Source organism: Sphingomonas oligophenolica, assembly GCF_039522915.1.
Lineage (GTDB): Bacteria > Pseudomonadota > Alphaproteobacteria > Sphingomonadales > Sphingomonadaceae > Sphingomonas > Sphingomonas oligophenolica.
On record NZ_BAAAEH010000022.1, the window covers coordinates 12,666 to 31,053 of the forward strand.

Annotated in this window: 14 protein-coding genes; 6 read left to right on the forward strand and 8 right to left on the reverse strand. The window is 65.3% G+C overall.

The window, feature by feature from the left end; all coding sequences use genetic code 11:
• Window positions 1-56 precede the first annotated feature (56 nt).
• From ileS to ABD050_RS11355, 3 genes are read left to right on the forward strand one after another with little or no spacing between them, the layout of a single operon-like run.
• The gene (ileS, locus tag ABD050_RS11345; protein WP_343889448.1) at window positions 57-2,888 is read left to right on the forward strand and encodes an isoleucine--tRNA ligase; all 2,832 of its coding nucleotides are present in this window, start codon (window positions 57-59) and stop codon (window positions 2,886-2,888) included.
• Window positions 2,888-3,406 (forward strand): signal peptidase II, encoded by a 519-nt coding sequence (lspA, locus tag ABD050_RS11350; protein WP_343889449.1) that lies wholly within the window; start codon window positions 2,888-2,890, stop codon window positions 3,404-3,406. The genes ileS and lspA overlap by 1 nt, the downstream gene beginning before the upstream one ends.
• Complete coding sequence (locus ABD050_RS11355; RefSeq protein ID WP_343889450.1) at window positions 3,399-3,812, forward strand: DUF3035 domain-containing protein; 414 nt, start codon at window positions 3,399-3,401, stop codon at window positions 3,810-3,812. Before lspA ends, ABD050_RS11355 begins: the two co-directional genes overlap by 8 nt.
• A 230-nt stretch (window positions 3,813-4,042) precedes the next feature.
• Here the strand turns inward: ABD050_RS11355 and ABD050_RS11360 are convergent, their stop codons facing one another.
• From ABD050_RS11360 to sseA, 4 genes are all read right to left on the reverse strand, one after another.
• Window positions 4,043-4,849 (reverse strand): TorF family putative porin, encoded by an 807-nt coding sequence (locus ABD050_RS11360; RefSeq protein WP_343889451.1) that lies wholly within the window; start codon window positions 4,847-4,849, stop codon window positions 4,043-4,045.
• A gap of 201 nt (window positions 4,850-5,050) precedes the next feature.
• The gene (locus ABD050_RS11365; RefSeq protein WP_425542448.1) at window positions 5,051-6,280 is read right to left on the reverse strand and encodes a mechanosensitive ion channel family protein; all 1,230 of its coding nucleotides are present in this window, start codon (window positions 6,278-6,280) and stop codon (window positions 5,051-5,053) included.
• 53 nt (window positions 6,281-6,333) lie between these two features.
• Window positions 6,334-7,575, reverse strand: coding sequence for a cystathionine beta-lyase (gene metC / locus ABD050_RS11370; protein WP_343889453.1), 1,242 nt, complete (start codon window positions 7,573-7,575; stop codon window positions 6,334-6,336).
• Window positions 7,530-8,369 carry a 3-mercaptopyruvate sulfurtransferase gene (sseA, locus tag ABD050_RS11375; RefSeq protein ID WP_343889454.1) on the reverse strand — a complete coding sequence of 280 codons (840 nt, stop codon included), beginning with the start codon at window positions 8,367-8,369 and terminating at the stop codon, window positions 7,530-7,532. The genes metC and sseA overlap by 46 nt, the downstream gene beginning before the upstream one ends.
• Before the next feature lie 209 nt (window positions 8,370-8,578).
• On the opposite strand from sseA, the gene queF reads away from it, so the two are divergent.
• From queF to ABD050_RS11390, 3 genes are all read left to right on the forward strand, one after another.
• Window positions 8,579-9,025: a preQ(1) synthase gene (gene queF, locus ABD050_RS11380; protein ID WP_343889455.1), complete on the forward strand. Its 447-nt coding sequence runs from the start codon at window positions 8,579-8,581 to the stop codon at window positions 9,023-9,025.
• Window positions 9,026-9,169: 144 nt separating this feature from the next.
• Complete coding sequence (locus tag ABD050_RS11385) at window positions 9,170-11,443, forward strand: glycosyltransferase family 4 protein (protein ID WP_343889456.1); 2,274 nt, start codon at window positions 9,170-9,172, stop codon at window positions 11,441-11,443.
• A gap of 51 nt (window positions 11,444-11,494) precedes the next feature.
• Window positions 11,495-12,772 carry a glycoside hydrolase family 130 protein gene (locus ABD050_RS11390; RefSeq protein ID WP_343889457.1) on the forward strand — a complete coding sequence of 426 codons (1,278 nt, stop codon included), beginning with the start codon at window positions 11,495-11,497 and terminating at the stop codon, window positions 12,770-12,772.
• A gap of 24 nt (window positions 12,773-12,796) precedes the next feature.
• On the opposite strand, the gene ABD050_RS11395 is transcribed toward ABD050_RS11390, so the two are convergent.
• The 4 genes from ABD050_RS11395 to ABD050_RS11410 form a co-directional block, all read right to left on the reverse strand.
• Window positions 12,797-13,291, reverse strand: coding sequence for a GNAT family N-acetyltransferase (locus ABD050_RS11395; RefSeq protein WP_343889458.1), 495 nt, complete (start codon window positions 13,289-13,291; stop codon window positions 12,797-12,799).
• A 1-nt stretch (window position 13,292) separates the two neighbouring features.
• Window positions 13,293-13,577: a type II toxin-antitoxin system TacA family antitoxin gene (locus ABD050_RS11400; RefSeq protein WP_343889459.1), complete on the reverse strand. Its 285-nt coding sequence runs from the start codon at window positions 13,575-13,577 to the stop codon at window positions 13,293-13,295.
• Between the two features lie 68 nt (window positions 13,578-13,645).
• Entirely contained in the window at window positions 13,646-15,625 is a 1,980-nt protein-coding gene (locus ABD050_RS11405; RefSeq protein WP_343889460.1) for an OPT family oligopeptide transporter, read from the reverse strand.
• A gap of 78 nt (window positions 15,626-15,703) precedes the next feature.
• Window positions 15,704-18,361, reverse strand: a complete 2,658-nt coding sequence (locus tag ABD050_RS11410) for a M1 family metallopeptidase (RefSeq protein WP_343889461.1) — start codon at window positions 18,359-18,361, stop codon at window positions 15,704-15,706.
• Window positions 18,362-18,388: the final 27 nt, after the last annotated feature.

Below are 18,388 nucleotides of genomic sequence, written 5' to 3' on the forward strand. Positions count from 1 at the left end.
CCTTGCCGGTTTCCGGCTTCATTCTTGGGCAAACCTGCTCTAATCCCCGCCCACTCATGACTGACGCCCCAGATACCGCCCGCGACTATCGCGATACCGTCTTCCTGCCGAAGACCGACTTTCCGATGAAGGCCGGCCTCGCCGCGAAGGAACCGGCGATTCTCGCGCATTGGGAAAAGCTCGGCCTGTACGATCGCCTGCGCGAGCAGCGCGCCGGGCGCGAGCGCTTCATCCTGCATGACGGGCCGCCCTACGCCAATGGCGACATCCATATGGGCCATGCGATGAACAAGGTGCTGAAGGACATCATCGTCCGCAGCCAGTCGCTGCTCGGCAAGGACGCGCCGTACGTACCCGGCTGGGATTGCCACGGCCTGCCGATCGAATGGCAGGTCGAGAAGCAGTATAAGGAAAAGAAGCTCGACAAGGATCAGGTGCCGGTCGACCAGTTCCGCGCCGAATGCCGCGCTTACGCCGAGAAATGGGTGGCGGTGCAGCGCGAGCAGTTCAAGCGGCTCGGCGTGATGGGCGATTGGGATGATCCCTATCTCACCATGAAGTTCGACGCCGAGGCGGCGATCGTCGGCGAGCTGCTGAAATTCGCCGAGAGCGGCCAGCTCTATCGCGGTGCCAAGCCGGTGATGTGGTCGCCGGTCGAGAAGACCGCCTTGGCCGAGGCCGAGGTCGAATATGAGGATGTGGTGTCGACCCAGATCGACGTCGCGTTCGAGATTACCGAGGCGCCCAATGCGCCTGAGCTGGTCGGCGCCTATGCGGTGATCTGGACAACCACGCCGTGGACGATCCCGGTGAACCAGGCGCTGAGCTATGGACCGGAGATCACCTATGTTCTCGGCGAACGGGAGGGTAAGACTTATCTGATCGCCGATGAGCTGATCGAGCAGTTCTACAAGCGCGTCGGTCCGTTGCGTCTTACTGGCTTCGGATTGCCTGGTTCCCGGCTTGCTGGCGCAGTCGCCCGCCACCCGATGCACCATCTCGGCGGCTTCTTCGCCAAGCCGCGCCCGTTCCTGCCCGGCGATTTCGTCACCACGGACGCGGGTACCGGCCTCGTCCATATGGCGCCGGACCATGGCGAGGACGATTTCCTGCTGTGTAAGGCTTATGGCATCGATCCGGTCTTCGCGGTCGATGGCGCCGGCATGTACCGGCCCGACTGGCTCTGGCTGGGCGGGCAGGGGAGCGTCATCAACAAGAAGTTCGTCGCCTCGGACGGGCCGATCTGCACTGATCTGCGCGATGTGGGGGCGCTGCTCGCGGCGAGCGACGACTTCGCGCATAGCTATCCGCATAGCTGGCGCTCAAAGGCCAAGGTGATCTTCCGGGCGACGCCGCAATGGTTCATCCCGATGGACCAGACCAAGCCGAACCATGCGGTTGCCGAGCCGATCGAGCTCGGCGTCGATGTCGGCTTCGCGCCGGTGCTCGGGCACGGCATCGGCAACGCGCCGACCCTGCGCGAAGTGGCGCTCGACGCGATCGAGCGGACGCGCTGGATCCCCGCGCGCAGCCAGAACCGAATCCGCGCGATGGTCGAGCAGCGTCCCGACTGGGTGATCTCGCGCCAGCGCGCCTGGGGCGTGCCGATCGCGCTTTACGTCGATCGCGCGACCGGCGAGTATCTCAACGATCCGGCGGTCAATGCGCGCATCGTCGATGCGTTCAAGGCAGGCGGGGCGGATGCCTGGTTCGCTGCCGACCATCAGGCTTTGCTCGGCGAGAAATACCGCGCCGAGGATTATGAGGTGATCACGGACATCCTCGATGTCTGGTTCGACAGCGGCTCGACTCACGCCTTCGTGATCGAGGCGCGCTATGGCGAGGGCACGCGGGCCAATCTCTATCTCGAAGGCTCGGACCAGCATCGCGGCTGGTTCCAGTCGTCGTTGCTGGAAAGCGCCGGCACCCGCGGCCGCGCGCCCTATGACGCTGTCCTGACCCATGGCTTCGCGCTCGACGGCCAGGGCCGGAAAATGTCGAAGAGCCTCGGCAATGTCGTCGATCCCTTGAAGATCATCCAGGAATCGGGCGCCGATATCCTGCGCATGTGGGTCGCGCAGACCGATTATTTCGAGGATGTGCGGATCGGCAAGGAGGTGCTGAACACCACCTCCGACGCCTATCGCAAGCTGCGCAACACCTTCCGTTATCTGCTCGGCGCGCTCGACGGGTTCGATGAAAGCGAGAAGGTCGATACGCGGCACATGCCCGAGCTCGAGCTTTATGTGCTTCATCTGCTCGGGCGGCTCGACGTCGAGCTGAAGGCGGCGACGGAGAATTACGAGTTCAACCGCTATCTCAGGCTGCTCACCGATTTCGCGGCCGAGGACCTGTCGTCCTTCTTCTTCGATATCCGCAAGGACAGCCTTTATTGCGATGCGCCGACCGACCCGAAGCGCCGCGCGTACCGCACGGTGCTTGACGTGCTGTTCCACGCTTTGGTCCGCTACGCGGCGCCGATCCTGTGCTTCACCGCCGAGGAAGTGTGGCAGGCGCGATTCCCGAGCGAGGACGGCTCGGTCCATTTCCTCGAATGGCCGGTATTGCCGCCGCTTCCGGGCGACGACGCCGTCGCGACGAGCTGGGCCGATATCCGCAGCCTGCGCGAGCAGGTGACCGAGGCGATCGAGCCGCTGCGCCGCGAGAAGATCGTGCGCTCGAGCCTCGAGGCCGAGGTGACCGTCCCGAAATCGGCCTTGCCCCCCGCGGCGCTGGCCGAGATTTTCATTGTCGCCAAGGTGACGACGGGCGATGCCGTCTCCGTCACGCGCACCGATTTCCACAAATGCGGCCGCTGCTGGCGCCTTCTGCCCGAAGTCGTGCAGGACGGTGGCCTGTGCGATCGCTGCACCGAGGTAGTTTCCTGATGAGAAGGCTTCCAATTGTCGGGTTCGTCACCGGCGCGCTGCTGTTCGCGGCTGATCAAGCGGCGAAATATGGCGTCACGCACGGCCTTGGCCTGAACGAGATGAGCGAGGGCCGGGTGGTCAACTCGATCTTCACGCTGCGTTTCGTCGCCAATCGCGGTGTGTCGCTCGGCTTGCTGCACGCCGATACGGTGGCGATGCGCTGGAGCCTTGTCGCGCTGACCGCGGCGATCGCTGCCGGCGTGCTCGTGTGGATGTTCCGCGAGCCGAACCGGCAGGACCAGATCGGGCTCGGCCTCGTGCTCGGCGGCGCGATCGGCAATATCCTCGATCGGGTGCGCTTCGGCTATGTCGTCGACTTCGCCGATCTGCACTTTGGCGAGTGGCGGCCCTTTTTGGTCTTCAATGTCGCTGACGCGGCGATTACGATAGGCGTGCTCATCCTGCTTGTGCGAGCGCTGCTAGTGCGCGACAAGCCCCGGGCAGGGCGTGCTTCAGTGGAGAATATGAATGCGTAAGTTGGTGTCGATCGCAACCGGGCTTGGCGTTGCCGCCCTGCTCTCGGGCTGCGCCCATGGTGGGGGCGCCAACCATGTGCGCCCGGACGAGTTCGCGGTCGGGCGGCAGGCGCCTTTGGTGATCCCGCCCGATTTCGCGCTGACCCCGCCCCAGCCCGGCGCGGCGCGCGCCAATGACGTGAGCCCGAACGCCCAGGCACTCGATGCCCTGTTCGGCGGCCCGGCCCAGCGCAGCGCGGGCGAGAGCGCGGTCGTGAGCGCCGCCGGCACCGACGTCGCTGATCCCGGCATCCGGTCCGATGCCGGTGATCCCGGCACCAATGTCGTCGACAAGGGATCGACCACCCGCGACATCGTCGCCGCCCCCGAAGGCGACGGCCAGGACGCCAAAACCACGGCACGGTGAGGGCGCAAGGCGGGCGGTAAGGCGTCCGCCTGCGCGCGCCGCCTCGCTTCGGGATTGCCGGGAGCAGTCCCTCACGGCAATTCTTCAATTGCGCTGCGGGCAAGCTCGGTGCCGGCTTCGCCGATCGCCCCGGCTACTGTCAGTCGCTGACGTGAAAAGGGGGCGGCAAAGCCGCCCCCTTCGCGTCGGGATTCGTCCGAGCGATCTCGCCGCCCGGTCCGGAAAGCCGCTTAGAAGCTGACCCCGATCGTGCCGACGACGCCGGCGTTGCTGATCTTGCCGTTGGTATAGGCATCACGGAAGTCGGCATCGGTATCGACATAGCTCACGCCGAAGGTGAGCGACTTCCATGTATAGGTCGCGCCGAGGCCCCAGTCGGTATATTCCGTGCTGCCGGTGGCATCAGTCGCAAGCCAGCTCGGCCCCCAGGTGTGGCCGATATGCGCCGTCAGGCCGACCGGCGTGTGCGGGATCGCTGCCGAGAAATCGCCCGCGAGATAGACATTGTCTTCCTTCGCGGAGCTGCCGGAGAAGAAACCCTGGTCCAGGGCGAGCGCCTTCTGCTTTGGCGCATAGTTGACGGTCGCCTTCGCAGTGACCGGGCCAAAGGTGTGCGAAATATCGAAATACGGCTCGAAGAAGTTCGAGCTCGACATGTCGCCGGGCAGGAATTTGGTCTTCGGATAGACATAATAGAGGACGCCGACATCGAATGTCGTGCCGTTCCAGGTCTTCTTGTACCCACCGATGATATCGACTTCCTGGTGGCCGGCCTGCGATGCGGTCACATAGCTGTCGACCGACGAGCCCCAGACCGAGACGTAGAGGCCGGACTCGTGGGTGAGCGTGATCGAACCCTGAATGGCGACATTCTTGTCGGTCTGCGACACGCCGCGGAACCGGTAGTCGGAAACCACCGTTGCGCTACCGTTGATGGTGATCGCCGGCGGCGGCGCCGTCGGGGCATCGTCGGCGAAAGCCGGCGTGGCAGCGGAGGCAAGCATCAGCGCGCTGAGGCTGATCATGGAAAAGCGCATGGGTGTCCCTTTCAAAATGAAAAATCGGGTCCCCACCTGCAGCCGGCGGACTGGACATCTGTTGGAAACGATGAGCTTCCCGTGTCGCTTATCCGTTCGGTAAACTAAGATTGCCGAAACGCGCTGCGCTGCACAACAAAATATTGCGGCGCGGATGACGGTTTGCCCAGCATGTTGCACCTGCGCAACAGTCCAGGTTAGCTACGGCCGGGGATCGGGTGAGGGCACGTCGCGGCGGATATGCACTTCGCGCTGCGGAAACGGGATCTCGATCCCATGTTCCTTGAACAGCCACCAGACCCGGTTGAGCACGTCCGAGCGGACGCTGCCCACCCCGCCTTCGGGGTCGCTGATCCAGGCGAGGATCTCGTGCTCGACGCCGCTCCCACCGAACGCCGTCAGCCAGACATTGGGCTTGGGGCTGTCAAGAACCCGCGGGCTGTCAGTGGCGGCGCGCAGCATCAGTTCCTGCGCGAGCTTCAGATCGCTGTCATAGCCGACCGCGAGCGGAATGCGCACGCGCACGTTGCGATCGGTATAGGACCAGTTCTCGACTTCGTTGGTCATCAGATTCTCGTTCGGAATCAGATGCTCCTTGCCGTCGCGCGTGAGCACCGAGACGGCGCGGACGCCGATCCGGTTGACCCAGCCGAAGCTCTCGCCGACGACGATCACATCGCCCGGCTTGATCGACCGGTCCATCAGCAGGATGATCCCCGCGATCAGATTGCCCACGGTTTTCTGCAGGCCGAAGCCGACCGCGAGCCCGAACGCCCCCGAGAACACGGCAAAAGCGGTGAGATCGATGTTGAGCAGGTCGATGCCGAAGAAGAAGGCAACCACGACGACGAGGATCGCAGCGAGCTTTTGCGCCAGCAATTTCTGCGTCGCATCAAGGCCGCGCGAGGCCGCTATCCAGTGCGCCGTCAGCCGGTTGATCAGCCTGACGCCGGCATAAAGCGCGATCGCCGTCACCACGATGGTGATCAGTGAGAGCAGCGAGAAACGGCGCTTGCCGATATCGAAGCCGATCCGCTCCAGCGTCTCCGAAATCGGTGCGAGCCCGCCGACAGCATGGCTGAACAGGGCGACGAACAGGATCGAGGCGACCGTCCATGCCATCCAGCGCGGAATGGCGAGGCCGCGCAGGATCGCGACGCTGGTCATCGCGGTCGCCGCGCCCAGCGCCAGCCCGATCGGGAAGCCGGCGAGGGGCGGCCACCGGGTTGCGTTGAGCAGGATCGCGAGCAGCAACGCGGCGGTGCCGTGGCGGATGATGCGATGCAGCCGCCCGCCGATCCCCTCGGCCTGGGTGCCGAGGCGGCGCTTCCATTCGGCTTCGGCGCGCGGCCCGAGGGTCCGGCCCGCGATCACGCCGATCAGCAGGATCGCGATCACCAGCCCGCCGGCGACGGCGATCTGGATCAGCATTGATCGGGGGATGGTCGTCAGCCCCTGCGCGTTCAGCCAGGCGACGACCGGGCTCACGCCACCGCGGCTCGGAAGCGACCGAGCCCGGCGGCAAGGTCGGCGATCAGGTCGTCCGGGTCCTCGATTCCGATCTGCAGGCGGACGATCAGGCCGATGTCGTGGCGTTTGGTGACGGTGCGATAGCGCGCCGGATCGACCGGCAGCGCGAGGCTCTCGAAGCCGCCCCAGCTATAACCGATGCCGAAATGCTCGAGCCCGTCGATCAGCGCCGCGCGTGCCGCTTCGGTGGCGCCGACAAGGGCGAAGGAGAAGAGACCGGTCGATCCCCTGAAGTCGCGCGCGAAGATGTCATGGCCGGGGCAATCGGGCAGCGCGGGGTGCAGCACCGCCGACACTTCGGGCTGCTCCTTCAGCCAGCGCGCGATCTTCAGCGCGCTCGACTGATGCTGGGCGAGGCGGATCGCGAGCGTCCTGAGGCCGCGCGCGCCGAGCCAGCAATCGTCCGGGCTGGCGATCTGGCCGAGCTGGAAACTCGTGTCGCGCAGCTTCGCGAAACGGCCCGGCGCTGCGGTCACCGAGCCGAGCATCACATCCGAATGGCCGACGATATATTTGGTGCAGGCGAGGATCGTCAGATCGACGCCGCGCCCGATCGCGGGGAAGAACAGGGGGGTCGCCCAGGTATTGTCGAGCAGGGTGACGACCCCGCGGGCCTTTGCCGCGGCGACGATCGCGGGGATATCCTGTACCTCGAAGGTCAGGCTACCCGGACTTTCCATGAAGATCGCAGCGGTGTTGTCGGCGATCATGTCCGCGATGCCGGCGCCGATCAGCGGATCGTAGAAGCGGGTGGCGATCCCCATGCGCTTGAGCAGCCCGGTCGCCATCGAGCGGGTCGGGTCATAGGCGCTGTCGGGAAGCAGCAGCTCGTCGCCCGGCGAGAGGACCGAGAGCAGGGCGGCGGCGATCGCCGCGACGCCCGAAGGGTAGAGGAAGGTCGCCTCGGCGCCCGGCTCCAGCTCGGTCAGGGCATCGGCGAGCGACCATTGAGTCGGCGTGCCGCGCCTGCCGTAGAACAGCCGGTGATGGGTGTCGCGCGCGCCGGCTGCGCGCAGCTCGGCGACTGACTCATAGAGAATCGTCGAGGCCCGCCAGACCGGCGGGTTGACGATCCCCTGAGTCCATTCCGCACGGCGGCCGGCCGAGACGACGCGGGTCGCATCGCCTTTCGGCTGGTCTCCGCTGCCGCTCACGCTGGGCCCATCGCCTTGGGCGTCGATCGATCGGCGCCCCATTCGGACCAGCTGCCGTCATAGAGCGCCGCCTCGTTGCCGAGCAGATGCGCGCCAAAGGCAAGGACCGCGGCGGTGATGCCCGAGCCGCAGGTGGTGACCAGAGGCTTGGCGAGATCGATCCCGGCGCCCTCGAACGCCGCCTTCAGCGCGTCGCCCCGCTTCCAGGTGCCGTCGGCGTTGAACAGCTCGCCATAAGGCAGGTTCTTCGATCCGGGGATATGGCCGGCGTGAGTCGCCGGCCGGGGATCGGGTTCCTCGCCGGTGAAGCGCGCGGCCGAGCGGGCGTCGAGCACCTGCTCGGCCCCGCTCTCCACATTCGCCTTCATCTGCTCGAGATTGCGCACGCCTTTGTCGTCAGCCCAGACGGTGAAGTGGCGGTGGCGGAGCGTCTCCTTGCCGCTTGCCGTCTCGCGGCCCTCGGCCAGCCATTTGGCGAGCCCGCCATCGAGGATCGCGACATCATGCGCGCCAAAGGTCCTGAGCATCCACCAGGCGCGCGCGGCGGTGTGAAAAGGCGAGCTGTCGTAAAGAACGACCCGGCTGCCGTCGCCGAGCCCGAGCGATTGCATCCGGCTCGCGAATTTTTCGGGGGAGGGCAGCATCGACGGTAGGTTGGTGCTGGTGTCGGCGAGTTCAGCCAGGTCCATGAATACGGCGCCGGGGATATGGGCGGCTTCATATTCGGCCGCTGGATCGCGCGGGTCGCCGGGAAGCAAATAGGTGGCGTCGACGATGCGCAGATCGTTCGCGCCCAGTTCGCCTGCGAGCCATTCAGTCGTTACCAGCGAGTCCATCTTGTGCTCCTTGATCAATACTCCCGTTCGCCCCGGTCTTTCGAAGCCCCGTCCTTCTCTCGAGAGGGAAGGCGGCCCGTCAATCTCCCGGGCGAACGGAGGGGAGTGTCCATTGTTCCCCTAGCCATAGCCAGGGCTGGCGTCGAGACGGTGTCGGAACCATTGCCCGCGCGTTTCAATTTCCCGCCGCACACCCTAGATAGTCGGTCATGACCCCCATGCATCTCGGCCAGGCAAGCGTGCTGCCCTCTTCACCCGACGAGGCGGTGCTCGACTATGTCCCCAATCCGCGCCCAGGCCGGCTCTATCTGGTCCGCTTCGCCGTGCCCGAATTCACCTCGCTCTGCCCGGTGACCGCGCAGCCCGATTTCGCGCATCTCGTCATCGATTATGCGCCAGGCGAGACAATCGTCGAATCGAAGTCGCTGAAGCTCTTCCTCGGCAGTTTCCGCAATCACCAGGCCTTTCACGAGGATTGCACGGTCGGGATCGGCGAACGCCTGTTGGGCGAGATGAAACCGGTCTGGCTCCGAATCGGCGGCTATTGGTATCCGCGCGGGGGCATCCCGATCGACGTCTTCTGGCAATCAGGGCCGCCGCCGGAGGGATTGTGGCTGCCGCCGCAGGACGTGCCGGGCTATCGCGGCCGGGGCTGAGTTTCTCCGCTCGACGCAAAGTTGATCGAGATCAGCGCGATTCTCTTGTTGCATTGCAGCATTGTTGCAACCATATTCAAACTTGGCCGTTCGTGGGAGGCAATTTCGGGGCTCCCAGCCCTGTTTCACATGAGGTTATGAGCGATGGTTCTTTCGGCAGAGGCTGTGACCCCGATCGATCATCTGGCGTTGATCGGCAATTTTTTGCCAAGAAAATGCGGCCTTGCAACATTTACTACTGACACCTTCACCGCGCTGAAGGGCCGGTTCCCGGATCTGAAGATCGACGTCTATGCGATGGACGATCGTCCCGGGCGCTATGATTATCCGCCCGAGGTGACGCTCAGCATCCCCGAGCAGGACCGACTCGCCTATACCAGCGCCGCGCGCGCAATCGAGGGCAGCGGGGCGCAGGCGATCTGGCTCCAGCATGAATATGGCATTTTCGGCGGCCCGGCGGGCGAGCATATTCTCGCGCTTCTCGACCGTGTCTCGATCCCGGTGATCGTCACGCTCCACACCGTCCTCGAAAAGCCGAGCGCCGATGAGCGCCGGGTGATGGAGGGCCTGCTTCGCCGTGCCGCCAAGGTCATCGTCATGGCCGAGCGCGGCCGCGAGATTCTCGAACGCGTCTATGGCGCGAGTTCGCGGATGATCGTGATGATCCCGCACGGCGTGCCCGATCGCGATTTCGTCGATCCAAACACCCTGAAGGCGCAGTTCGGCTGGGAAGGCCGCGAGACGCTGCTCACCTTCGGCTTGCTCGCCCCGAACAAGGGCATCGAGACGATGATCGAGGCCATGCCCGAGATCGTCGCTGCCCACCCGAACGTGCTGTATGCAGTGCTCGGCGCGACTCACCCCAATCTCGTCGCGCATGAAGGCGAGGCCTATCGCGAGCGGCTGAAGGCGCTCGCCGCCGAGCGCGGCGTGGCCGATCATGTCGAGTTCATCGACGCCTTTCTCGAACATAACGAGCTGATCGACTATCTCCAGGCGGCGGACATCTATGTCACGCCCTACACCAACCCAGCGCAGATCACCTCGGGGACGTTGTCCTACGCGGTCGGCGTCGGCAAGGCGGTGGTCTCAACCCCTTATGTCCATGCGACCGAGATCCTCGGCGACGGGCACGGCGTGCTGGTGGATTTCGGCGACAGCGCTGCCTTCGCGCGCGAAATCAACGCGCTGCTCGGCAGCGACCGCAACCGGATCAAGCTGTCCGAGCGTGCCTATGCGCGCGGCCGCACGATGATCTGGCCGCGCCTCGCCGAGCTCGCGATGCGCGAGATCGTCGAGATGGTCAGCGCCAAGCCGCGCCGCCTGATCGGCAGCAGCCTCTCCTTCGCGCCGCTGACCCCCGATTTCGCCGCCGTCGAGCGGATGAGCGATTCGACGGGCATGCTCCAGCATTCGATCTATTCGGTGCCCGATCGCCGCCATGGCTATTGCATCGACGACAATGCCCGCGCGCTGATGCTGGTCAGCCGGATGAAGGATCTGGGCGAAGAGGCGCGCGACAAATGGATGACGATCTACGCATCGTTCATCCAATATGCCTGGAATCCCGAGGCACGCCGCTTCCGCAACTTCATGAATTTCGACCGGACCTGGTGCGAGGAAACCGGCTCGGAGGATTCGAACGGCCGCACGCTCTGGGCGCTCGGCGTCACCGCGCGGGACACGCATTTGCGCAAGCATCGCGACTGGGCCGTGTCGATGTTCGATCTCACTGCCTCGCTCGCGTTCGATCTCGGCAGCCCGCGCGCCCAGGCGTTCGCGATGCTCGGCTCGGGGGCGATCCTCGAGGCCTATCCCGGCCATAACCTCGCGCGCACGATCCTGACTCGATTCTCGGAAGAGCTGGTCGTCCTCCTCGCCGAGGCGCGTCGTCCCGAATGGGAATGGTTCGAGATCGTCCTCGCTTATGACAATGCCCGCCTGCCCGAGGCGCTGATCCGCGCCGGTATGGCGCTGAAGCGGGATGACCTCGTCAAATGCGGCATCGCGACGCTCGACTGGATCGTCGCTCGCCAGACCTCGCCCGAGGGTCGCTTCCGCGCGGTCGGTACCGAGAGCTTCGGCCGTGCCTATGCCGAGCCCTTGCCCTTCGATCAGCAGCCGCTCGAGGCGCAGGCAACGATCGATGCCTGTGTGACTGCCTTCGAAGCGACCGGCGACAGTCGCTGGGTGGATGAGGCGACGCGCGCCTATCGCTGGTATCTCGGCCAGAATGATCTCGATCTGCCGCTCGCCACCGCGCAGGACGGCGGTTGTTTCGACGGGCTGATGCCGACGGGGCTCAATCGCAATCAGGGCGCCGAGTCGATTCTGGCGCTCCAATTGGCGTCTTGCGCCATTTCGGGGCTTTCAATCCGGGCCGAAAGCATGGCAGGACCGGACCGCGCCGTCGCGTAGCCTCGCTCGCGACGCCGCAAGGCGAATCCCCCGGGGGCGAGGCGAGCAAGCTTGATCGAACTGTTTCAACACGCGCTACGGCTGCATGCCGATCCCTCGCGGGTCGTTGTGCGTCCGTTCCATCTGGCATGGGCCGGCAACGGCGGCAGCCGCACCGAGCGGCTGGTTCGCGAGGTGATGGAGCTCGACTCCGCCGAAACCCGCCGCGAGCTGGAGGTCGTCCTCAAGGATTTCGAGGCGCGCCACTGGCAGACCCGGCGCGTGTTCATGACCCGCTATGACGAGATCGAGGACATGCTCGGGCTCGACGGCAGCGAAATCGGTGACGAAAAGCGGCAGCTGATCGGCGCCTATTTCTGCCACGAATACAGCTATGCCGCCGCCGCGCTGATGAACCCGAGCGCTACCCCGCATTTCGACCAATCGGGCATGCCGCCGGGCTCGCAGCGCATCCTGATGTCGCTCCGCGCCGTCGGCGAGGGACATATTTCGTCGGTCGCCTTCCGAGAAGGCATCATCACCGACAAGAACGAACTGAAACTCGCGCCCGAGCCGCCCTTCGCCACCGCGACCGACGCAGTCGGCCTTGACGAGGAGGAGCTGCCGGAGGGCCCGATCACCGTCTATCGCCACCGCGATTCGACGCTCTCGGGCACCGTCATCTTCCCGATCACCGCCGCGCAATCAAAGGGCCTCGAGGATCTCCGCCTCGTCCAGTTCACCCATGATGACGGCAGCATCGAATGGCTCGGCACCTATACCGCCTATAATGGCTCGACGATTCAGTCCGAGCTGCTGCGCACCCGTGATTTCCGCGCCTTCGACCTGGTGCCGATGTCGGGCCCCGCGTCGCGCAACAAGGGCATGGCGCTGTTTCCGCGCAAGGTCGGCGGCCAATATATGATGATGGGCCGGCAGGACGGCGAGAATCTGTTCCTGCTCAAGTCCGACAGCCTCACCCATTGGGAAGAGGGCGAGAAGCTGCTGCGGCCGATGTATCCCTGGGAGCTGGTCCAGATCGGCAATTGCGGGCCGCCGATCGAGATCGATGAGGGCTGGCTGATGCTGACTCACGGCGTCGGCGCGATGCGCAAATATGCGATCGGCGCCGTGCTGCTCGACAAGGAGGATCCCTCGCGCGTGCTCGGCCGCACCCATGAGCCGATCCTCGCCGCTGTCGATCAGGACCGCGAAGGCTATGTGCCCAATGTCGTCTATTCCTGCGGCGCGATCCGCCACGGCGACAAATTGTTCGTGCCGTACGGCGTGGCGGACAGTTCGGTCGCCTTCGCGTTCATCGAGATCAAGGCGCTGCTCGCGGCGATGTGAGTGCGTCTTGCCAATGGCAGGGTATCAGTCGAGCGCGGCGCGCAGCTCGCGCAAGGTGGCCATCAGCGTCATCGGTTCATGCGGTGCCGGCCTCAGCCCCAAGGTTTGATAGAATGTCTTCGCCTCGTCGGAGATGGCGTGGACGATCATGCCCCGGATCCCAAGGATGTCCGCGGCGTGGACGAGGCGCAGCGCCGCGTCTCGAAAGAGCGCCCGGCCGATACCGCGACCATGATGGCGCGCGTCGACCGCAAGCCTTCCGAGAATGGCCACCGGAATTGGATCGGGCATGTTGCGTCGAAACCGGCCATGCACATCGGCGGCGGCAATGCCGCCCGACGCGATGGCGTAATAGCCAATGACCTCCGCATTGTCGCACAACACATAAGTGCGCGATGCGCCTTCGGCCTGGTTGGCGCGAGCACGGCGCTTCAGCCAATCATCCAGGGAGGCGACTCCGCACGCAAAGGATTCGACCGCGTGGAGATCCGCGAGCGGTGTCGGCGCTTGCAGTGTCACCTCATTCCCAGGGCGCCGGCGTCTGCATGGTTCGACGCAGTGCTGCGCTCGGCTGTGGCGGCGCATCGAGCAGCGCTACGAACTCGGCATAGCTTTCCGCACTGACGCGAAGGAGGGTGCGGTCGAGCAGGGCCTCTTCCGCCGCGCGCCGCGCTGCGTCGAGCACGAAATCAGTACGGCTTTTGCCAAGCAGCTCAGCGGCGCGATCGATCATGCCACGCATCTCCGGCTTGATGCGCAGGTTAAGCGTGTCCCGCTTTGCGGTGCTGGTACTGGATATCGTCATGCTGGTCTCCGGCGACCTCCCTAGCATGACGTAACGTCACTGTCATTACAATTGAGTCGGGACAATTATCACCGCACCATGGCCTTGGTGCGGCTGTAGAGCAGCCAGATGAGCCCGGCGAAGACGATCGGCGCTGCAATCAGCCCGATCGTCGCGAACTTCTCGCCGACGACCGCCAGCGGCGCATCGATCGGCGGAATCGGCGAGCCGCGATTATACCAGGCGACGATCGCCGCGAAGGCGACTCCGAACAGGCTTTCGCCGACGATCAGCCCGGTTGCCGTCAGCACGCCCATCCGCTCGGCGAAACCGGGGTTCGGCGTGCGCGCGGCCCATTTGTCGTAGAAATGGCCGATCAGCGCGCCGACCGGGATCAGAAAAGTGAGCGACATCGGCAGGTAGATGCCCATGCCGACGCCGAGCGGCGGCAGCCGCATCTTGCCGGTGCGGCCGAGCAGCTCGTCGATCACGATCATCACGACGCCGATCCCCGCGCCGAAGCCGAGCAATGTCCAGTCGAGATCGCCGCCCAGCACGCCCTTGGCCAGCGTGGAGATCAGTGCCGCCTGCGGCGCCGACAAGGCGTTCGGCCCGGCATTCGGCATACCGACAAAGCCGAGGCTGTCCTTCAGCACGTTGAGCACCACCGGGATCACCAGCGAGCCGAAGATCACCCCGAGCACCAGCGCGAACTGCTGCTTCCACGGCGTCGCGCCCACCAGCTGCCCGGTCTTCAGGTCCTGGAGGTTGTCGTTCGAGATGGTCGCGACCGAAAAGACGATCGCGGTGGTGAACAGCGCATAGGCAATCAGCGCATTGGTGCGCGCAACGTCAGTGCTGTGACCGTAGATCGCGACGAGCAGCAGCGACGCACCCAGCACGGCAAGGATGCCGACGCCCGACACCGGACTGTTCGACGCGCCGATAAGCCCGGCCATATAGCCGCATACCGCGGCGATCACGATGCCGATGATGAGGATATAGAGGATGGTGCCCGCGATCACCGTAAAGCCATGGTCGTGGATCGGCCCGCCCGCGGAGAAGCTCCACAGCAGCCAGGCCATGGGCGGCAAGGTCGCGAGGATCGACAGGCCGACAATGCCGATCGGGAGATCGCGCTCGGTCAGTTCGAGGATCGATCCGCCCTGGCGCGCGCGCGAGGCTGCCATTGCCGACCGGATTCCGCCGAAGATCGGGCCGAGGATCTTGAGCAATGTCCACACCGCCGCCACGCCGATGGTGCCGGCGCCGACAAGGCGCACCTTGAGGCGGAAGGTCGAAGAGACGATCGCGCTGACATCATCGCCCGCCAGGCCGTGCGTGAACCACGGCATCAGCCCGGTCCAGGCGATGAGCAGCCCGACGAACATCGCTGCGCCGACAGAAAGGCCGACGAGATGGCCGACGCCGATCAGCGCCATCGAAAAGCTGGTCGACATGCCGCTCGCGCTGCTGCCGATCCGGAAATTCTTCGCTGCCTCGCCGGCGACCAGCTTCATGGCGGCGAGCAGCGCGAACCCGGCCGAGATCAGCGATCCGAACACGATCACCCGCAGCCCCTTGGCATTCTCCACATCGCCGTCAGCGCCGGCGCCGACCTTGAGCACTTCGGCGGCGGCCACGCCCTCGGGATAAGGCAGGTCCGATCCGGTCACGAGCGCCCGGCGCAGCGGCACCGAGAACATCACGCCGAGTACGCCGCCAACGGCGCAGACCGCTGCGGTCGTCCAATAGGGAAAGCCGGTCCACCAGCCGACCAGGATGAGGCCGGGCAGCACGAAGATGATCGCCGCCAGCGTGCCCGCCGCCGAAGCAATGGTCTGGACGATATTGTTTTCGAGGATATTGGCATTCTTGAAGAAGCGCAGGATCGCCATCGAGATCACCGCGGCGGGGATCGAGGTCGCGAAGGTCAGCCCGACCTTCAATCCCAGATAGACGTTCGCCGCGGTGAACAGGATGGTGATGAGCCCGCCGAGGATGATGCCCCGGATGGTGAGCTCGGCGAGAGGGCGGGCGGGGGCGGTGGCCGTTGAGGAAGCTTGCATCCCCTATCGTGGCATATCCGATAGCTGCGGGAAAGGCTGCCCGCCCGGACCGACCGATGCCGATCCGGGCAGCCACCCTCAGCCCGCAGCCGCGATTGCCGCCGCGATCTCCGCGCTCTTGGCGGCGCGCAGGTCACCGCAATGGCGGATCGATTCGATGGTGCGCTCGAAAGTGAGCACGCCGGCGCCCGCCGCGCGGACCTTGGGGCCGAGCAGGCTGTTGATCCGGTCGGCCCGATCTGCGCCGCACTGGAAGGCGAGTGCCTGGGGCAGGCGGCTGGTGATGAAGATGCCGTTCCCGCCGGCGAGCAGCGTGTCGTAATTGGCGAGGATCCATTCGCCGGTGAAGTCGGCAGTGCCCTCGGAGGTGGCGAGGCCGAAGATCAGCCCGATCTTGTCGAAGGGGCGAAGCCGCTTGTCGTTCAGGCCGAGCAGATATTGCGCGACGTCGGTCCGACCGCTCCCGGCCGCAGCGCCGAGTGCCGACTGGCGCAGGGTCGGATCCTCGCTCGCCAGCCCGATTTCGACCAGCTTCTTGGCCGCGGGCAGCCCGCCTTTCGTCACCACGACTCCAAGCCCGACGCCGAGATAGGCCTGGTCGAGCGCCTGCTTGTCACCGGCGAGATATTTCTCCGCCGCCGCTTCGAGGGTCGCGCTGACCGCTGCGTCATGCCCTTCCCCGACGACGAAGCCGACAAGGTTCTGGCGTAACTTCTGCTTGTCGGGCGCGTCGCCTAGATGCGCGCCAGCAGCGGGATTGAAGCCGATAGCGGCCAGGCGCGGCGCATAGATCGAGTCCATCAGCCCGCGATAGGCGGCATCCGATTCAGGGCCGATCAGGCCGCGCAGCTTGAGGCCCGCCAGCCGGGACCCGCCATCGACGGCGGCGTCGGAATCAGGATTGGCGGCAAGGGTCCTGGCTGCGGTGACGAGCCAGCGCGCTGGCGCGTTGCCCGCCCGGAAGGCGGCCCACAGGCTGTCGTCGGCGGCAAGCGCCTCGCCTGGCGACAGGGTGGCAAAGGTGCCGATCAGCTTCTGCCAGTCGGCAGCTTCGAGGTTGAAGCGATAATAGCCGGTGCCGCCAACATTGGGCATGATCACGCCCCCTCCGGTCGCGCTGAGCGTGGTGACCGGCTTGTCGAGCAACGTGCAGCTCTTCGCCGCATCGACGCGCAGGCAGAACGGGATCGTCCACTGCTCGGGCGCCGGGTGGCTGCCGAGAAAGGCGTAGCGTGACTGGGTCGCGACGAGCTTGCCGCCCTGGCGGGCGATGTTGACGACCGGCACGCCCTGCTGATCGACGAAGCTCTTCATCGCGGTCAGCACGCGCGGGTCGCCAGCGCCGTCGGCCAGCGACTGGAAGAACTGCTCCGAGGTCGCGTTACCATAAGCATGGCGCTTCAGGTGAAGGCGCACGCCCGCCTTGAACTTCTCGTCGCCGAGATAGGCGGCGATCATCGCGATGACATGCCCGCCCTTGCCATAAGTGATATTGTCGAAGGCGCTGTCGATCTGGCTGTTCTCGGTGATCGGCTGGTGGATCGGCCGCCCCACCTCGAGCGCGTCGGTGTTCATCGCGCGGAAGCCCTCGTCGAGCGCGCCGACGCCGATATTGAGCTCGGGCCGCCATTCATTGCCGATCCGGTAGCCCATCCAGTTCGCGAAGCTTTCGTTGAGCCAGATATCGTCCCACCAGGCCGGGGAGACGAGATCGCCGAACCACTGGTGCGAGAGTTCGTGCGCCACGACCATCCCGAATTCCTGGCGCTGGCCGGTCGGCGCGCCGTTGTCGAGCAGGATGATGCCGTCACCATAGGTATCCGCCCCGGCATTCTCCATCGCGCCCGGCATGACCGGCGAGGCGATCTGGTCGAGCTTGGGGAAGGGGAAGGGCTCGCCGAAATATTTCTCGAGCAGGCTGACGATCCGTGGTGTCTCGGCCATTACATAATCGAGTTTGCCCGCCTGGGCCTGGGTCGCGAACACGCCGAGCGGGAGAGGAGAAGCGCGCTCGGGCGTCGGCGGCACCGCGCCGGTCTGATTGAGGAATGGGCCGGTGATGAGCGCGACGAGATAGGTCGGCAGCGGCCTGGTCGCGGCGAACTGGTGCTTTTCGAGCGCGCCGGCCTTGGTGACACCCGCCTCGGGCGCGTTGCTGGCCGCCTTGTAGCCTGGGATCGTGGTGATCGAGATGGTGAAGGGCGTCTTGAAACCGGGTTCGTCGAAGCCGGGATAAGCGGCGCGCGCGTCGATCGATTCGAACTGCGTCCAGCTATACCAGATGTCGCCGACCTTGATGTGGTAGAGGCCCGAGGCATCATCGCCGAACGCGCCGTCATAATCGAAGACGAGGGTGGCAGCGCCGCCGGGGAGCGGCGTGGCGAAATCGAGCCGCACGACGCCGGTCTTGTCGACCTGGGTCCAGGTCGCGGCGATCGTCTTGCCGCCGACCAGCGCCACTGCCTTGCTGACATTCAGGTTGCGGCCATGGAGGTAGAGGCTTTTCGTCGCTGCCTTCACATTGATGTCGATCTCGTCATGCCCCGAGAAACGCGGCTGATCGGGCAGGATGGTGAAATCGAGCCGATAGGCGACCGGCGTGGCCGCATCGGAAAGCTTGCCTTTGGGTGCCGCCGGATCGGCCATCGTCGCGGCGGCGGCAGGCGGTGGCGCTGCCTGGGCGAAAGCGGTGGTGGACAGGAGCGACAGGCAGGTCGCGGCAAAGGCAGCGCGCATCGATTTTCCCCTCAAGGTGTATTATCT